Origin of the sequence: Vibrio ostreicida (assembly GCF_013074385.2) — a bacterium.
In the GTDB taxonomy this organism is placed as follows: Bacteria; Pseudomonadota; Gammaproteobacteria; order Enterobacterales; family Vibrionaceae; genus Vibrio; species Vibrio ostreicida.
This window is the reverse complement of record NZ_JABEYA020000007.1, coordinates 164,285-182,360: the sequence shown is the minus strand read 5'-3', so window position 1 is coordinate 182,360 and position 18,076 is coordinate 164,285. Positions and strand designations below refer to the sequence as shown.

The 18,076-nt window shown below is 47.6% G+C and carries 16 protein-coding genes; 5 read left to right on the top strand and 11 right to left on the bottom strand.

Annotated elements, in window-relative coordinates; all coding sequences use genetic code 11:
* Positions 1-24: 24 nt before the first annotated feature.
* Entirely contained in the window at positions 25-1,260 is a 1,236-nt protein-coding gene (locus HLM86_RS12300) for a T3SS effector SopD family protein (RefSeq protein WP_170882985.1), read from the bottom strand.
* 92 nt (positions 1,261-1,352) lie between these two features.
* Between HLM86_RS12300 and HLM86_RS12295 the strand changes: the two genes are divergently transcribed.
* Positions 1,353-1,736: a hypothetical protein gene (locus HLM86_RS12295; protein WP_170882983.1), complete on the top strand. Its 384-nt coding sequence runs from the start codon at positions 1,353-1,355 to the stop codon at positions 1,734-1,736.
* A 51-nt stretch (positions 1,737-1,787) separates the two neighbouring features.
* Here HLM86_RS12295 and HLM86_RS12290 read toward each other — a convergent pair whose 3' ends face one another.
* From HLM86_RS12290 to HLM86_RS12275, 4 genes are all read right to left on the bottom strand, one after another.
* Positions 1,788-2,189: a PPC domain-containing DNA-binding protein gene (locus tag HLM86_RS12290; protein WP_170882981.1), complete on the bottom strand. Its 402-nt coding sequence runs from the start codon at positions 2,187-2,189 to the stop codon at positions 1,788-1,790.
* Between the two features lie 82 nt (positions 2,190-2,271).
* Positions 2,272-3,456 (bottom strand): mannose-6-phosphate isomerase, class I, encoded by a 1,185-nt coding sequence (manA, locus tag HLM86_RS12285; protein WP_170882979.1) that lies wholly within the window; start codon positions 3,454-3,456, stop codon positions 2,272-2,274.
* 221 nt (positions 3,457-3,677) lie between these two features.
* A complete protein-coding gene (locus HLM86_RS12280; protein WP_170882976.1) occupies positions 3,678-3,977 on the bottom strand; it encodes a DUF1496 domain-containing protein in 300 nt (99 codons plus the stop codon).
* Positions 3,978-4,002: 25 nt separating this feature from the next.
* Complete coding sequence (locus tag HLM86_RS12275; RefSeq protein ID WP_170882975.1) at positions 4,003-4,965, bottom strand: 1-aminocyclopropane-1-carboxylate deaminase/D-cysteine desulfhydrase; 963 nt, start codon at positions 4,963-4,965, stop codon at positions 4,003-4,005.
* Between the two features lie 420 nt (positions 4,966-5,385).
* Here HLM86_RS12275 and psrA point away from each other — a divergent pair, with 420 nt between their 5' ends.
* The 3 genes from psrA (at position 5,386) to fabV (ending at position 9,728) form a co-directional block, all read left to right on the top strand.
* Positions 5,386-6,012 (top strand): TetR family transcriptional repressor PsrA, encoded by a 627-nt coding sequence (psrA, locus tag HLM86_RS12270; protein ID WP_076587075.1) that lies wholly within the window; start codon positions 5,386-5,388, stop codon positions 6,010-6,012.
* 51 nt (positions 6,013-6,063) lie between these two features.
* Entirely contained in the window at positions 6,064-8,349 is a 2,286-nt protein-coding gene (locus tag HLM86_RS12265; protein ID WP_170882974.1) for an acyl-CoA dehydrogenase, read from the top strand.
* A 176-nt stretch (positions 8,350-8,525) separates the two neighbouring features.
* On the top strand, positions 8,526-9,728 hold the full coding sequence (gene fabV / locus HLM86_RS12260) for an enoyl-ACP reductase FabV (RefSeq protein ID WP_076587070.1): 1,203 nt from the start codon (positions 8,526-8,528) through the stop codon (positions 9,726-9,728).
* Positions 9,729-9,830: 102 nt separating this feature from the next.
* Here the strand turns inward: fabV and xthA are convergent, their stop codons facing one another.
* Entirely contained in the window at positions 9,831-10,637 is an 807-nt protein-coding gene (xthA, locus tag HLM86_RS12255) for an exodeoxyribonuclease III (protein WP_076587068.1), read from the bottom strand.
* 377 nt (positions 10,638-11,014) lie between these two features.
* On the opposite strand from xthA, the gene HLM86_RS12250 reads away from it, so the two are divergent.
* A complete protein-coding gene (locus tag HLM86_RS12250) occupies positions 11,015-13,132 on the top strand; it encodes a methyl-accepting chemotaxis protein (protein WP_170882972.1) in 2,118 nt (705 codons plus the stop codon).
* A 53-nt stretch (positions 13,133-13,185) separates the two neighbouring features.
* Here the strand turns inward: HLM86_RS12250 and HLM86_RS12245 are convergent, their stop codons facing one another.
* The 5 genes from HLM86_RS12245 to dinG are packed head-to-tail and all read right to left on the bottom strand — an operon-like array spanning position 13,186 to position 17,896.
* Positions 13,186-14,322: a cupin domain-containing protein gene (locus HLM86_RS12245; RefSeq protein ID WP_170882970.1), complete on the bottom strand. Its 1,137-nt coding sequence runs from the start codon at positions 14,320-14,322 to the stop codon at positions 13,186-13,188.
* Entirely contained in the window at positions 14,319-14,483 is a 165-nt protein-coding gene (gene rsmS / locus HLM86_RS12240; RefSeq protein WP_076587059.1) for a pleiotropic regulatory protein RsmS, read from the bottom strand. Before rsmS ends, HLM86_RS12245 begins: the two co-directional genes overlap by 4 nt.
* A gap of 1 nt (position 14,484) precedes the next feature.
* Positions 14,485-15,033: a primosomal replication protein gene (locus tag HLM86_RS12235; RefSeq protein WP_076587056.1), complete on the bottom strand. Its 549-nt coding sequence runs from the start codon at positions 15,031-15,033 to the stop codon at positions 14,485-14,487.
* Complete coding sequence (locus HLM86_RS12230) at positions 15,030-15,809, bottom strand: sulfite exporter TauE/SafE family protein (RefSeq protein ID WP_076587053.1); 780 nt, start codon at positions 15,807-15,809, stop codon at positions 15,030-15,032. The genes HLM86_RS12235 and HLM86_RS12230 overlap by 4 nt, the downstream gene beginning before the upstream one ends.
* Before the next feature lie 17 nt (positions 15,810-15,826).
* Positions 15,827-17,896: an ATP-dependent DNA helicase DinG gene (dinG, locus tag HLM86_RS12225; protein WP_170882968.1), complete on the bottom strand. Its 2,070-nt coding sequence runs from the start codon at positions 17,894-17,896 to the stop codon at positions 15,827-15,829.
* Positions 17,897-18,076: the final 180 nt, after the last annotated feature.

Below are 18,076 nucleotides of genomic sequence, written 5' to 3'. Positions count from 1 at the left end.
ACTGCCACAGACGAAGGGCATGGTTTAGCGGAGTAATGTCCCTGTCGTGGTGAGCAGGGACTCATAATTGAGAGAGTGGTAGAGGCCGACAATATTGCTCACTTGAGCGTGTATCTTAGAATCCTTCAGATCATAGCCTGCGTTTTTGGCTTCTTGAAAGAGACTGGCGCGGGTGATCTCACCAGCGCGATGATAGTCGGATTGTACCCCTCCGGTTTGAGGCTGGTATTGATAATTGGCGTCGGTCTGAAACTCGCAATGTGTATTCTGATGGGTTTTCAGCGCATCCAACGCATGGATGAGGTGAGTGATGTCTCGGTAACGCTTCTCACCTTCTTGATCGCGGCCAAAGTTCCATTGCGCATCATTGCGTGGTGGTTGGACTAGCCCAGGCAACAGTCGGCTAACTTGTGTGTCGGGTTGAGGTTTTGACTCTGTACGTTGAATCGCTGATGGGCGTATCGCGACAGGTTCTTGTTGTCGGGCAAAGTGATGATTGGCGTTGTCGCGCACTTTGCTTATTGATGTTGCGCCGTGGTAGAGCCATTCTCGTGGCGTATTAACCACATCCATCAAACCTGCACCTTCTATTTGTTCAAGGCGAGAACGTTGGTCAGAAAAATGGTCGAAACTTTTCATTTGAATGGCGACCCATTGCTGAGCTAATCCTCGATCTCTGCCCATTTTTTCTTTGGCCTGAGTGCTGAGCAGTTCCGTGGCCAATCGCCCTTGATTGGCAGAGGTAATGCCCTGATAGGTGCGAGTCTGTTGGTTATAAGATACCTTCTCTAACGCCCCTTTTACCCCGTGTGATGTTACGTTATCGCCTATCAGATATTGTGAACCGTTGGTGAGATCCCGAGCGAGTATCTGTACGGCTTCCTGTGCGGGGTCTCCGTAATGAACGCTCGTTTTATCGAGTGCCCCAACAATTTCATAATCGAAGCTAAAGGTGCCATTCTGATTGTCTTGCACGTTGCCCTTAAACTGGTTTTCGTAGCGGCTCCCTGCCAGCTGGCCGAGCTTACAAAACGCTTCCATTTTTTTTGATGCTGACTCCGAAGTGTTGACGTCGTTGCCATGTGTGACGTCGTACAAGAAAGACAGTGCTTGGGCTTTATCTGTGCCACAAAACCAATCTTTGATTTTGTCCCATGGCCCCATGTAGGTCGCTTGTTGTTTAGATTGAGCTTGTTGTACGTGTTCGATTCGCGCATCGCTAATCGTGCGGTTAAACGTACCGCTAATATTCAATGACATAGACGCCCCCTGATTCTGGCTGAGTAAATGGATGACTGAGACTAGGCGTTGGCTAAAGTCAGAAGTGGTCATCGCCTGTGCGGATTGAAATAATGCTAAACGGCGAACAAATCAAAACGAAAAACGCACCAAACTGCTTTGAATCGTCCACCCGATTCACTATGAGGGCAACGAGGTATGTTCACTATCAAAATGTGAGCAATCAATTCCGTGATTGGTCGGACCAGATCTTGGGCGTGGCGTTGCTGCTGGAAAACAGGGCTGGGCGCTTGCTAAATCCTGAAAATAATAAGGGTATTGATGCATTGAGAGCAGCATTTTCCCGTCAGCTGATGGACCATGACGTGTTTGAAGCCTTGCTTGAGGCAGGGGCTGAGCCTGAGAGAGTAAGTGAAAACGGGTCCACGACAAGAAGATTACTGCACGTTATTGCCGATATGGACCCAGCGATATATCAACGGTTTGAACGTAGCTAAGCGCAATGGCTGTATTTAGTCACGTTCAACGACCATGGCGTTGATGCTTGGTTAAGGTGCGGAGTTGACCACCAGCTCTGTATACCCTGTGGTGTCATCTTGCTCTCGGCTGAAGGTCAAATGGGGGTAAACGTGGAGAATGAGCTCAGCGGTTGTGTCAATAATGCAGCCTGTAAGCAGGTGGCCACCGATCACATTACCTTGAGCATCGGCCGCGGCAATATGGATATGTTGGTGCTCTGGGGTGAGAGTCCCCATAAGTGAGACGATTTCATAGGGCTGCACATGGCTCAGTGTTTGTGTTGCGCCTGCTAAACGCATGTTGATTTGCGATAAGCAGCCGACACAAGACGCAATACTGCCGGCCCTTATAGCGTGCTCCCGAACGAGAGAATGAAGTGTTTGCTTTAAATCCTGACCTTGGGTCAAACGAACGGCAATAGGGTGAATCATGGATTAGTGCTCTGTTGAATCAATGGGACAAGAGGCAATCAGCGCCGCTACCGTCCTCAAGAGGTAAAGTAGCGGTTTGTGCTTAATGAGCTCGTGCGACAGAACCTGTTGAGGTGACTGTCATGTTTTTTGTGGAAAACGGAACAAAAGCCGATTCCCCTTTACGGAGTGTCAGTATTTGGTTGTTGGCCTGCAATATAACGTCTTGGTCTATCGCGAACCAGATTTCCGCACGACTAAGGGAACAGAGCCGTTGTTGTGGTTGATGAAGCACTGAGAACCGGAAATCGTCAACTGGAACCGGAAAGTTCAATTCTTCGTCTTTTGTGACCGGAGCGGTGAGAATGTGAGCATCATCTAACGCTTCAAACTTACAGCATCCAATTAACTCATCGATATCCATGTATTTCGGGGTCAGGCCTGCACGCAATACATTGTCTGAGTTAGCCATAATTTCGAGCGCAGTGCCTTTGATGTAGGCATGAGGTGTACCAGCATCAAGGAACATGGCTTCTCCCGGCTGAAGTTCAAGTACATTCAGCATGAGCGGTGCCAGTAAACCGACATCGTCAGGGTATTGCTCATTCAGCGATAGGATTAGGGGGCCTAAGGGTTGGCTTTCTTTTTGTGCCCATTGAAGTAAATCCTCCAGTGCGTTCGCTTTTTTTTCTCCTTTAAGTTCTAGCATCGCTTTAAAGAAGTGTTGCAAACCGAGCGAAGAAGGGTTGTGTTTAAAGGCGTCGAGATCGGCCGCCAGAGCTTGCGATTTCAGTCGCTCAAATAGGGCGATGATCGCCTCAAAGCTTCGGAACCCATTCATGGCCAAATAGGGCGTCAATGCATAAACCAATTCGGGTTTATGATTGGGGTCCTTATAGTTTCGGTTTGCTGCGCAGCGTTCGATGCCTGCTTTCTCTTCGTGAGCAAAGCCTATCTCAGCTTGAGATTTTGATGGGTGAACTTGAATGGATAGGGCTTGTTGTGCCGCAAGCACCTTAAAGAGAAAAGGAAGTTCACCAAATTGCTGATGTGTCTCTGGGCTGAGCACCGAGGCTGGGTCGTGATCAATGTAGTCCGCCAGCGAGAGGGATTGATCGCCAAGTTGTATCTTGGAGCAGCCATTAGGGTGAGCGCCCATCCAAATTTCCGCTTGTGGTTGTTGCTCTGGGTTATCAATGCCAAAAAGTGACTGGATAGAATCTCGGCTGCCCCAAGGATAGCGTTGAATGACATTTTCCAATAAGAAAAACGCAGTAGAATCAGACATACTTTTACCTTAAAAAAACGTATCAAATACACGGGTCTGGAAATGGCTCAGACCCAAACTCGTCTAGTTTACAAACTTGCGAATACGATCAGCAAGATAAAAGAACTCAGAGTGTGATTATGTCATAGTAAGGTGAAATATGATGACGTTTTCGCTTTGCAGAACGCCATCGACTTCATTTCGTTGCGTTATTCGGTCTTATCTCCAGAACATCGAGGCATCTATTTGACGGAATAGCGTTTTGTTTTCGGCTTGGTGACATTTTCAGCCTCGACCTGATGAGTCATCGGAGACCACTTAAGTGCACCGTTCGTCTCGAAATCGTTGGCTTTTGTGCAAAGCATATAATGTTCACCGACTTGAAGGATCGCCCCGAGCGAATAGCCTTCATCTTGATAATAGCAAACGTGTTTGCCCGCAGGGCTGCCATCGACCGCAATCAGCGCCTGCCCTGGTGTGGTAATAATATTTGCCCAAGCTGATGATGCCATCAACACTGATAAAGTAAGAATTAGTCGCATAGTCGTCTCCACAAGGTCACTCCATTTAACAAGGCGACGGGTTTTTCACCCTTGTTAAATGGGTGCCGCCGTGATTCGATTCCAGAGGGGCTGGCATGGAGCCGTACTTACGTTGATATCTGGGCAACATACTTTGATTGCCCAACAGCCCCCCTTGATGAATATACACTAGAGTCTTGTCTGCGTGTTGTTTAGACCAGACTTTTAAGCAATGCCACATCAGCGGGTCATAAAGCAGATCAAATTCAACGCCAGTCTGGGAGAGAAGCTCGCGCCATATCTCATAATCTTGTTGATAAAGCTTGCCAAAATGATGTTTGCTCTCTGGCTCCAATATGGTCGGGAAGTCGGTTGCCCCTAATTGCTTGAATTGCTCAATCAGATACGGCTTTCCACCGACACAAGCGCAGGTCAGGATCTCCATGCCGTGCGGTTTTAAAAAACGGTGGAGGTAGAAAGCGGTGGTGCCAGTGCCAGAAGGTAGGGCGACCACCCACTTACGGTGGGGGTCTTTGCGTGTCCACGAGAGAAGTTCATTTGCCAGTTGTTCTAGCCCTTTTTCCGCATCGGATGAATGCCCTCCCTCTGGGATCACCAAACACCGTGAATCGGGTTGACGGATTTGACGAATAAACGCCGAAGGATGCTGTTGGTGGTGTGCCACCGGTATCACTTGTGCGCCCAGTTCGAGGGCACCGCGATAGTTTCCGATCGGTTTGTCTTTTAGCCAAGCGGGGATGCGCTCAACGTAATATTCTAAAGACCAACCTTTGAGCGCCGCTAGAGCCGCCAGCGAATAGAGAGAATTGGCTTGTGGGCTGCCATGGCTTATCAGGGTGGTAATGCTGGGAAAGTCACCCTCAAGACAGGACATAAATTTTCGGGCTTTATTACCACTAAAGTGGGGATGAAGTTGATCGTCGCGCTTGAGGTAGAAAGGGATCCCCTCAAACTGATGTTGGGTGACTGGGGTATTGCAAAGTTTCATCACAAGCGTGGGTTAATCAGAGTGCGGTCTCGTTATTTTAACCGATGGCGGAGTAAAAGTATCTATTTGCCCTGCGACGGAGTCAGGCTGTGTTTGAGCGAATGTCAGAAAGAAAAAAAGCCCAATGCAAAGGTGCGCTGGGCTGATCAAAACATATCGAAATTTAGTGAAAAAACGCAGTGTTGAGTGAGTAGCTAGTGTCTTAAATCAGGTTTCACTCTGGGTAAATATTTGAAAGCACTACCAACTACACTAATTGAGACTGGCCTATCTCGGAAAGGTTCAAACTATTTTAAATTTTTTTATGATGTCTAAAAGATAATCTGGTCTGACCAATATTAAAAAGTGTGATGTTGCAAACTTGTTGTTAGTTTGTTTCGGATGTATATTTCAAACAGTTGTTTAATACGAGTGATTGAAATGTCGACGAGATACACCACCAAAGAGAAAATTCTGGATGTTGCGGAAGCTCTATTTGCGGAGCATGGTTTTAATGACACTTCGTTACGAACCATAACCAGCAAAGCGGGGGTTAATCTCGCTTCAGTGAATTATCATTTCGGTGATAAAAAGACGTTGGTTCGCGCGGTGCTAAATCGCTATTTAGAGGCGTTTATGCCTGCTGTTCAGGATGCATTGATCAATCTCAACCTTAACCCGGGCTATCGAATGGCAGAGGTATTTGAATCATTACGGGGTCCTTTAGGAGCCCTCAATGATGTTAGACCTAATGGAACCAACCGTTTTATGCTGCTGATTGGCCGCGGTTACACAGACGTTCAGGGACATTTGCGTTGGTTTATCACCACACGGTATCAGGAAGTACTGGCGTTGTTTACTCAGTCAGTGTTGAAGGCCAATCCGTCACTGAGTCAGGAAGTCTTATTTTGGCGCCTGCATTTCACGCTGGGGACATGTGTGTTCACTATGGCATCGAGTCAGGCGCTGATGGAAATTGCCGAGAACGATTACGATAAGCAGATGGATGCAAAGATGGTTGTCGATCAGCTTATTCCTTATTTGGCTGCTGGGGTTGCTGCCGAGTAAGACACAACAAAGATAAATTGGGCGACCAACCATGAACAAAAGGATCGGATTATGAGCTCTCTAAGAAGAAAATGGGTCAGCGACCCAGCGTTCAAATTTTTTAAAAAAGTATTGCCACCTCTTTCTAGCACTGAAAAAGAAGCGATGGAAGCCGGCAGTGTTTGGTGGGACGGAGAATTGTTTTCAGGGCGGCCTGATTTCACGACGCTGCATAAGTACCCAGCACCGTCTCTCACGGCAGAAGAGCAGTCTTTTGTTGATAATGAGTTGGAGACACTTCTGTCTATGCTCGATGATCATAAGATTGTTAAGCAAGATCGAGATTTGCCACCAGAGGTGTGGCAATACTTGCGCAAAGAACGCTTTTTCTCTTTGATTATCTCCAAAGAATACGGTGGCCGTGCCTTTTCCGCTTTGGCCAACTCGACCATTGTTACGCGCATTGCGACGCGCAGTATCAGTACTGCGGTATCAGTGATGGTGCCCAACTCTCTTGGTCCAGGTGAGCTGCTCTCCCATTATGGCACGCAAGCTCAGAAAGATTACTGGCTGCCGCGTCTGGCAGATGGCACCGATATTCCGTGTTTTGCGCTGACTGGCCCAGAAGCGGGATCCGATGCTGGTGGTATCCCCGATGAAGGCGTTGTCTGCATGGGTGAGCATGAAGGCAAAGAAGTGCTTGGGATCCGTCTTAACTGGAATAAACGTTACATCACGCTGGCCCCAGTGGCTACTGTGCTGGGACTGGCGTTCAAAATGTATGATCCTGACGGTCTCATGGGTGATAAAAAAGATCTTGGTATCACCTGTGCTCTGATCCCAGCGGACCACAAAGGGGTTGAAATCGGTGAGCGTCATGATCCGCTGGGATTGGCATTTATGAATGGGCCAACCCGAGGGAAAGATGTTTTTATCCCCATGGAATGGCTCATTGGGGGGCAGGAATACGCGGGTAAAGGCTGGCGTATGTTGGTTGAGTGTTTATCGGCAGGACGTGGAATTTCACTGCCCGCCTTAGGGACGGCGATAGGTCATCTGACTTCGCGTACGACAGGCGCTTATGCTTACGTGCGCAAACAATTTGGAATGTCGATTGGTAAGTTTGAAGGTGTCGCAGAGGCGCTCGGTCGTATCGGTGGTTTGACCTACTTGCTTGAAGCGACCCGAACCTTGACGACGACTTCACTGGATTTGAAAGAAAAGCCAGGGATTGTGACCGCCATTGCCAAATACCACATGACGGAGATGGCGCGAACCATTCTTAATGACTCAATGGACATCCATTCTGGTCGCGCGATTCAAGATGGGCCGATGAACTATCTGGCCACGCATTATCTCGGTATTCCGGTTGCGATCACGGTGGAAGGGGCGAATATCCTTACCCGAAATTTGATGATCTTTGGTCAAGGTGCGACCCGTTGCCATCCTTTTGTTCTCAAAGAAATGGAGGCGGCCGCCAATCCAGACCAAGAGCAGGGTGCGAAGGAATTTGATCAACTGTTGTTTAAACATATCGGTCATGCGGCCAAAAATACCTTCGGTGCGTTTGGGGCCGCATTGACTGGGTCAAGATTTATAAAAGCAGACATGAGTGGCCCAACGCAAGTCTACTATAAACAATTGACACGTTTGAGCAGAGCCCTCGCGGTAAGCTCTGATATAGCCATGGCGACGCTTGGCGGTGAGCTCAAACGTAAAGAAATGATTTCTGCCCGTTTAGGCGATGTCTTAGCCTACCTGTATATGGGATCGGCTGTCCTGAAAAAGTATGAAGATGAAGGTCGACAGCAGCAAGATCTCGATTATGTGCACTACGCGATGCAGCACTGTTTGCATCATGCAGCGCAAGCGCTTCAGGAAACGTTCAATAATTATCCGCAAAAAGCGGTCGGCGTTGCACTGAAAGCCTTGATCTTCCCATTAGGTAATCGTTTTGGTAAACCGAGTGATGATTTGACGGTCAAGTTGGCTGAAAGCCTGATGACCCCAGGAGCACATCGTGACCGCTTAACCCACTTGTGTTTTGTCGGTGAGCAGGCGGACGACAGTGTCGGTTTGATGGACAAAGCATTTCTCGCTATGTACGGCGTTCAAAGTCTGGAACGTAAATTAATGCGAGCGGTGAAAGAGGGTAAGGTTGACCGCAAAGGGCCACTTAACGAGCGGTTAGCCCAGGCACTTCAAGCCGATGTTCTGACTCAGGAGGAGGTCAATCAGATTGTGGCCGCCGATGCGTTACGTTACAAAGCGATTCAGGTGGATGACTTCAGTCATGATTTTAGTCAAGTGACGACAGATAAATCTCAAGGTAAGCCAAAGCTTGATAGTGTGGCTTAGAGATTCCAACAGGAACAGATAAAGGCACCGTTAAGGTGCCTTTATGTTTGCGCGAAATCTAAATCTGGCATGAAAGAGATCCAACCACTTGCATTTTGTCGATATTTTTACAGAAATGAGATGCGAACTGAGGATGAACCTTTTATCCTAGCGGGGTTTATTTAAGGAAGTTGAATATGATCATCAAACCTAGAATTCGTGGATTTATCTGTACAACAACCCACCCAGTGGGCTGTGAAGTCAATGTCAAAGAACAAATTGCTTACACGAAAGCACAAGGCCCCATCTCAAATGCACCAAAACGCGTGTTGGTCGTGGGTGCTTCCAGTGGCTACGGTCTATCTTCTCGAATCGCTGCAGCATTCGGTGGCGGTGCTTCAACTATCGGCGTGTTCTTTGAAAAAGAAGGCACAGAGAAAAAATCAGGCACAGCTGGTTTCTATAACTCGGCCGCTTTCGAAAAGCTGGCACGTGAAGAAGGCCTCTACGCACGAAGTCTGAATGGTGATGCTTTCTCTAATGAAGCCAAACAAAAAACCATCGATTTGATCAAACAAGATTTGGGTCAGATTGATATGGTCGTTTACTCACTGGCCTCGCCAGTACGTAAAATGCCGGAAACGGGCGAAGTGATTCGCTCTTCTTTGAAGCCCATTGGCCAGACTTACACGTCAACCGCGGTGGACACCAACAAAGACGCGATTATTGAAGCCAGCGTTGAACCGGCGACGGAAGAAGAAATTAACGATACCGTCACTGTGATGGGTGGTGAAGATTGGGAACTGTGGATCAATGCATTATCTGAAGCGGGTGTGCTCGCTGAAGGGTGTAAAACCGTTGCATACAGTTACATCGGCACAGAGTTGACTTGGCCTATCTATTGGGATGGTGCGCTGGGTAAAGCGAAAATGGATCTCGATCGTGCTGCATCGGCGTTGAACGACGCATTATCGGCGACTGGCGGCAGCGCAAACGTTGCGGTATTGAAGTCAGTGGTCACCCAAGCAAGCTCAGCCATTCCTGTCATGCCATTGTATATCGCGATGGTGTTTAAGAAAATGCGTGAACAGGGCATCCATGAAGGTTGTATGGAGCAAATTTACCGCATGTTCAGCCAGCGTCTGTACAAACAAGATGGCAGTGCTGCTGAAGTGGATGATAAAAATCGTCTGCGTCTTGACGATCTTGAACTGCGTGATGACATTCAACAGCATTGTCGTGATTTGTGGCCGCAGATCACTTCAGAGAATCTGAAAACGTTGACAGACTACGTTGAATATAAAGAAGAATTTCTGAAATTGTTTGGTTTTGGTGTTGAGGGTGTTGATTACGAAGCGGATGTTAACCCAGCCGTGGTCAACGATTTCATCGACATCTAACTTAGCTTTATTGAATCTGGAAGAACAAATCCGCTGCCCAAAAGCAGCGGATTTTTTATGTATTACGCCTTTGCCAATGAGACTTCTGGCATGGATTGTCGTCTATTTAAACGTTGACCAAATCGGGGCATGGTCAGACGGCTTTTCGATGCCGCGTAACTCATAATCAATGTCTGACTCGACGCATTTTTCTGCCAGAGATGGTGTGGCGAGAATCACGTCAATCCGTAGGCCGCGATTATCATCAAACCCGCGCGAGCGATAATCAAACCATGAATATCGGTCACTGACATCCGGATGGATTTGACGGAAAGTATCGATAAAACCCCAGTCCATCAAGGTTTTTAGCCATTGTCGTTCTTCAGGTTGGAAAGAACATTTGCCGGTTTTTAGCCAGCGCTTGCGGTTTGGCTCACCAATACCGATATCAGAATCGATGGGACTGATATTGATATCGCCCATCACAATCAATTGCTCGTCGTTGGTGTGGTGATCATCAAGATAAGTCATCAAATCTTTGTAGAATTGGCGTTTGTAGGGGTACTTGGTTTCATGGCCAATATTGTCGCCCTGTGGGAAATAGCCGTTGAGAACCGTTACCTTTTGCCCACGTTCATCCTCAAAGGTGGCCATGATCATGCGTTTTTGGTGTTCTTCGTTATCGGTCGGAAATCCTTTCTGGACAGATAAGGGTTCTTTCTTACATAGCATCGCGACACCGTAGTGCGCTTTCTGGCCGTGAAAATAGACTTTATACCCCATTGACTCGACGTCCTCGATAGGGAAGGCTTCGTCGTGGACTTTGATCTCCTGAAGACCAATCACATCCGGTTGGTGCTTATCTATGATGGCTTGCAACTGATGCAAACGTGCACGAAGGCCATTGATATTAAAAGAAATGAATTTCATTACGTTTAGAATCCTTTGAACAGCTTATGGTTAGTTTTCACCTTCTTGTGCTAGGGAAATTTCGCCTTATCAGGGAGCCTTAAGAAGGTGGCATGAGCACGGTCGCCACTCAAACGCCCGTTTTTCGATTGGAGCTAATGCTACTACAGATGGGAGGCACTGTGGGGAAAAATACGTGGTTACCCCAGTGGTTTCTATGAGGTAAAAAGCGACTCGGTATAAGGGGCAGTGTCGACAGCGCTTTGATTGTAAAGTGTTAACATATTTGTAAATTTTAGATTGATAAATGGTTACATTGTGTTGTAATTAGTGTCATTTTTTACAATAAGAGCCTCGCTTTCTTACCCATTTATTGAGTTTGCTTATAAGGATGTACTATGCGAACCCTGTCCGTTCAATGGAAAATTACGTTACTAGCCGGTTGCTGCCTGTTGATTACCTCGCTGTCCTTGATTGGTTTTTCTGTCTATAACGCGGTTGAAAATCAAAAACAGATCAAAACACAAAGTACCGATTCGGTTATTGATAAGTCTGAACAACTGCTCGAAACTCGAGCCTTACTTAATGCAACCGAAGTCTCTGAATACTTAAATGAAGCCCTCTACCGCGCTGAGATGCTCGCTGCCAATGCGTTGTTTCTCAAAACCAATACTGAAGAAAACTTTGGCAGTAGTGAAGAGCTTCGGACCGCGTTGGATGAGATGGTCCGACGCGCAGTGCTGGGATTTGACTCGATTCAAGGCGCCTATTTGGTGTTTCGGCCTAACATGCTGGATGGAGAAGACAGTAATTATGTCGATGCCGAATACGTTGGGTCCAATGACAGAGGGCGCTTTTCTCCCTATTGGGTCACGGCAGAGAATGGTAAAAACGTCATCGCGAGTGTCCTGACGGAAACCGATCTCGCCGATAACGCCAATAGTGAGCGATTCTATTGTCCAGTATCAAGTGGGGGGGCGTGCGTGACGACACCTCGTTTGGTGGATCAAAATGGGGGCAGTGTCTTGGCGACTTCTATCTCGGTCCCTATCAAAATTGATGACACTGTGATTGGTTTTTTTGGGATTGATCTGCGTCTTGAACCGTTAAACCGGATTGTGTCAGGTTCGGATGATCAACTCTTTAATGGCAGTGGCCTCGTCAATATTATTAGTCTTGATGGTTCTTTGATCGCCAGTGATGACCGCTCATTATCAGTGGGTGAGGCGTTTTCAAGCAGCACGCTATCCAGTGATCAACTCACGGATCTGATGTTTGGTCAGGAAGTGAAAACGCAATGGAGTGCTGGTGGTGATTGGTTGAATGTGTTCGCTCCGATAATGGTCGCGAATCAGACTTGGGGTATTTTATTTGATATGCCAAGAAAGAGTGTGTTGGCTGATGCTGATACATTGGATAAGACCATCGGTGATCAGATTGCATCCAGCGTTAGAACGGAAGTGACTGCCGGGTTATTGCTGGTTGTCTTGGGACTTGCCACGATTGCAATGATGGCGTCGCGTTTGGTTAAACCTATCCGTGAAGTCGCACTAAGGTTGGAAGATATTGCCTCTGGAGAAGGGGACCTGACTCAACGATTGGCGGTGGCCTCTCAAGATGAGATTGGTCAGCTATCGATCGGGTTTAATCAGTTTTTGGATAAGCTGCAATCGATCATCCGTGATGTGGTGGATACAACGCTGCAAATTGGCACCACAACAGAGCAATCGACGATCGCGGCACAGCAGACCAGAACGAGCAGTGATTCACAGTTTAAAGAAGTTGATTTGGTCGCGACGGCTTCCGAAGAAATGACGCAAACGGCGGGCTTGGTTGTTCAGAATGCGGAAGTGGCCGTTGGGGAAGCGCAAAGAGCAAATGATGCGGCCAATTCTGGTAAGCAGGTCATAGAGCAATCGCAGCAGGAAATGACTCGTTTAGTGAAGCGCATGACGGCGGCAGTGCCAGTGGTGGAAGAGTTATCAAAAAACAACGCGAACATTACCGAAATACTAACGGTTATTGAGGCCATTTCCGAGCAGACGAACCTGCTCGCTCTCAATGCGGCGATTGAGGCGGCACGCGCAGGTGAACAGGGGCGCGGTTTTGCGGTGGTTGCCGATGAAGTCCGCAATCTTGCCAGTCGTACTCAATCATCGGTGGGGGAAATCAGGCAGGTTATTGACAACGTTCAGCAAGGCACTGAAGATGTGGTCAAAGCGATTCAGGATGGCAATACGCTGGCCAACGGTTCTGCGTTGCAAGTAGAAAGTGCGGTGTCTGAACTCAATCGTATTTCCGACGCTATTGCCTCGATCAGTGACATGAACTCACAAATCGTTAAAGCAGCGGAAGAGCAGCAGTCAGTGTCTACTGAAGTGAACCAAAATGTGACCAATATTCGCGATCTGAGTGCCCAAATCCTATCGCAGGCTGAAGAATCGGAAACGGTGAGCAGCCAAATTGGTGACTTGTCGCAACAGCAGCAAGTTCTCGTCAATCAGTTTAAAGTTTAGTGGCTGGAATTGATCTGAAAAGGGCTTCATTTTTTATGAAGCCCTTCTCTATGCTAGTCCAAATACCAATAGCCTAGGGTCACTAACTCCGCAAGCAGCCGCCATTGGTTAGACGAGAGTGTGCTGCTAAGATCTTGCGCAGAGAAATGGGCCTTGTCACACAGAAGGTGGGCGAGAGATTCTGTCTCGCAGGTATAAGGGTCTCCGTTGATGTAGACCTGTTCATATTCCCCTTGGTGATACAACGCACGTAGGCCTAAGACTTTATGTAAGCGGCAGCCTTGTTCAAGGTCATTTTTGAGTTCAGCGACTGACATAGGTGTCTGCATGGCGACAATATCAAGGTGGTGACGCGATAGGCTGAGAGTATTGCCTAGAAACGCTCGGATATCCTGTTCTGATTGTAATGCAGATTTCAGCATGGTGGTCAGCTGATCTGCGTCATGGGCTAAAATTTTGCCATGCTCAGTTTGTGAGGTCATCTGAGGATTATGTAAATGCACATCCCCTTTATCGTGTGCGAGGATATAGTCGGCAAAATTGCTCAGGAGCTCTTGTTCTTTTGGTGAACGAAAACCCAGTGAATAGCTCATGCTGGGTTCAAGGGTGTGCCCTTCATGTGGAAATCCGGGCGGGATATATAAAATATCACCGGGTTCTAATACTTGATCGATTAACGCGTCAAAGCCTTCTATCTGGCGTAAAGCCCCACCCTGTATGGTTTCCTGATACTGACCTTGATCGAAGGCACCGACACGCCATCGTCTTTTACCGCTGCCCTGCACAATAAAGACATCGTATTGGTCGATGTGTGGACCGACCCCGCCTTCTGGTGCTGAAAAGCACACCATCAAATCGTCAAACAACCACTGAGGCAGTTTTCTGAAGGGCTCAACTAGCTCGGCGGCACCGGAGTGCCAATGGTTACATGCTTGAACCACGAGTTGCCAATGTGACTGAGGCAAATGGTCAAACAAGGCATCGGAAAACGGGCCATGCTGTGCTTGCCATTGGCCATTTTGGTTAGTGATATAACGCGAGTCAATCTCTTCTTCTTGGCTCAGGCCAGCCAGTTCATCCGGCGAGATAGGATCGACAAAGTGAGCGAACCCTTTTTTCAAGACCGTAGGCTGCTTATGCCAATAAGTGTTTAAGAACGCCTCCATATCAAACGTGAAGGGGTAACTCATAAGGTTTGCTCCAGTTTTTTTTCCAAATCGGATTTAACAATATTGATCGCAGCCAATGCGACATTGGGGTCTATATTATTGCTTTCAATCAAATAAATAAGATCAACGGCGAGTTTGATTTCATCTGGTGCCTGATCCAGTTCAGAAGAGGGGGAAGACATGTTACTGGTTTCGCTCTTTGTAGGTAATGTGCTTTTCTATCTTTATTTTAGCTTGTTGGCAACGCTGTAAACGTCGCTTTGCAGATTGGTGAGTCTGCAAAGCCAATGCTTTATCGTTAGAAGAAGCCTGTTGGTAGGTGTATTCCGTATTGTTCACTAAAGCAAGCAGCCGATTCTCCCACTGTTGGTGCTGAGCGAGATTTTGGTAAAGGTCGTTGAGGCGCTTGCGGGGTGTATTTTTCATGCCGGGTTCAAAGCGTCGTAGTGTTTGTGTGGCGAGCTCTCGCTTAATTGCACCGAGCTGACAAATGAGACGCTCGGACAAAAAATCGACCTGTTCACACGTTAGGGTTTTTACCTCTTGTGCGTGAGAGAGTTGCATGAATGTGTCCATCGCCTCTTCGACGCAGGGAACAAGGTTTGATGCTCCGCAGTGAAATAAGTTGCGATCAAACAAAGGCTGAGAATATTCACCTCGGGTGTTATCGAGTTCAGTGGCCTGCTGTTGCAATTGTTCCCACATGGATGAAAGTTGATTCAATGGTGTCATAAGGCGACAAACCACGCGTCATAGGCCAGCCTGACAGCCAGAACACTGACGACGGTGACAAACACTGGGCGGATAAATTTGGCGCCAAAACGGATCGCGGAATGTGCACCGACAAAAGCACCAGCCATCAAACAGACCCCCATTGTTAGACCTAAAACCCAGTCAATATGACCCAGAATGGCAAAAGTAACTAAAGAAGTAAAATTACTGGTAAAGTTCATCGCTTTGGACAGGCCAGAAGCCAATAAAATATTCAGACGGTAAAGCGCCATTGAGCTCACGGTCCAAAATGCGCCAGTACCAGGGCCAGCCACACCATCATAAAATCCAATACTCAACCCCTGCAAGTACTGTTTCTGACGGAACTTAGGGCATGGTTTTGGCATCTCATTGCTGCTTGAATTCGGCGTTTTGTGCCAGATCGTATAGACGGCCACCAGTAAAATGACGATCGGTAAAATCTTTTCGAGCCACTGTGTTGAGATAAGATCCACCAGTAAGGTCCCAAGGATTGCACCCGTTAAGGTGGCGACAAACGCACGTCCCCAACAGCGAGGCTTGAACAAACGCTTGCGATAGTAGGTCAGTGCGGCGGTCGATGAAGCGAAGCTCGCCGCCAGCTTGTTTGTACCCAAGGCAACATGGGGGGGCAGCCCAAGAGAAAGCAGTGCTGGAACGGTTAACATTCCACCGCCACCGGCGACGGCATCAATAAATCCAGCAATAAAGGCAACAAGCGCGAGTACCAACAGCATCGTTGGTTCAAAAAATTCCATAGGTTTCTTAATTCTCGTTATTCGATAACGCGTTTAAAAGGTGGTAGGGAGTCCATCAGGGCTTTACCGTAACGTTTAGTCACGATGCGACGGTCAAGAATGACGACTGTACCAGAATCCCGCTCTTTACGCAGCAGGCGCCCAACGGATTGAATCATTTTTTTGCTCGCTTCAGGGACGGTGATCTGCATAAAAGGGTTTCCTCCTTTACTTTCGATGTATTCGGCGTGGGCTTGCTCAACAGGAGAAGTAGGAACAGCAAAGGGGATTTTAGTGATGATCAAGTTTTCAAGTAATTCACCCGGTAGGTCAAGGCCTTCAGAGAAGCTGCCGGTGCCAAAAAGTATGCTGGTCTTCTGACATTGAACCAAGGTTTTATGTTTTTTTAGAATTTCTGAACGCGAGGCTTTACCTTGGACTTGTAAGGACCACCCTTTTTTGACAAACGTGTCTGACAGGGCATCCGTGACCTGATTCATTTGCCAATACGAAGAAAACAGCACAAGGTTAGCCTTTTGTTCTTGGATCAATGCTGGCAGCTTTTCAATTAAGCACTGAGTGAATTGTGGCGCCTGAGGTTCATAGTCCATTTTAGGCACACGCAGCTCGGCTTGGTTGGCATAATCAAATGGTGACGCGAGGGCAAGAAATTTTACCCCATCCTCTGGCTTCTCACTAATGCCTGCTTGACGGCAGAAAAAGCGAAATGAATTGAGTGCCCTCAATGTGGCTGACACAAGCACAGCGCCAATACAGCGGCTCCAGAGTTGTTGATCCAATTGCCAGCCTACTTCCAACGGTGAAACGTTAACCACAAAATCGTCGTCTCGATCTGGGGCGATTTCAAGCCATCTTGCCAACGGGGCGCCTTTTTCACGTTGAGGCTCTGCCATCAGTTTCCAGACTTGAGCTAAATTATCCATTCTCTGCATATAAAAGCCCAGTTCCGCCAACGCAGGTTCGGCAAGTCTGTTGGCCAACTCGCCCTCTTTGACTCGCTCGGCGATTAAATCGGTGACTTTCCCGACCGCTTGTGCGCCTTTTTGGCTGAGAACTTTAAGCTGTTTTGATTCCTCTTCAAGCCACGTTGGTAATTCACCATTCTCGAAACGATAGATTTTGTCCTCAAACTGATCGGCGTTAAATCGAGTCGCGAGCTGCGTTAGTGTAGGGATGAGCTGTTGCAGTGAGGTTTGGAGCTCATTGCGAAAACGTGCAACGCGCTTTTCATCGGCTAGGTTTGCAAACTTGGTTACCGCTTGGTTGAGACGTTCAAGCCAACTGGCCGCGCCTTTCAGGCTGGCAGAGGCTGACGCGTGGTCGCGAGCAACGTGTGGAAGATGATGCGCTTCATCGAACACATAGATGGTGTTCTCTGGCTCAGGCAGTATGACGCCCCCACCTAGATCCGCATCAGCCATGACCAAACTGTGGTTAGCGATAATCACGTCATTTTTATCTAACTCTGAACGGGCTTTTTGAAATGGACAATCCCTATGCTCGGGTAAACTATTATTGCAGCTGTGCTTGTCACTGGCGATAGATTGCCAGATCGGTTCAGAGATGGGTTTGGGCCAGGCATCTCGATCGCCATCCCACTGACGAGTCGATAGCTTTTGATACATTAGCTCAAGTTGTTCAATGTCTTTCTTGTTGGGTTTGCTGTCAAACATAGGGATCTGCCCCTCTTGACCACATACCGCCGACAGTTTGGCTGCGCAGCAGTATCTTTGCCTGCCCTTGGCCAAAATAAAGGAGAATTCTCTGTCCGTTAGACGTCGATATAAGGGCAAATCTTTATTGATCAATTGTTCCTGCAGGGCCACGGTGGCGGTAGAGATGACGACCTTACGATGGTTAAACAGGGCGACAGGTATGGTGGCCATGAGATAGGAAAGCGATTTTCCGATACCGGTCCCAGCCTCTGCAACGATCATCCGCGTTGACTTATGATCACCGCCGCACAGAGACTTAGCTATCTCCGCGACTAAATAGTTTTGAGCTCGGCGTGGTACAAAGTGGTCCAGTTGAGTATGGAGCTTTTGGTAACTTGATCGAATCGATTGCTGAATTTTACTGGTATTCATACTGTGGCCTTAACTGAAGAAAGGCGATGTTATCACATTTTGTTTATTGATAAGTAGTTCACGAATTAGAAGATTTTTGCTCCAAAAATAGATCTTCTTCACAAAAAAAACTGAACCTTCAAAAGGTTAGAGTAAATGTTCGGTTACAAACATTTATCTCTCCACAAATGATTTACCGCC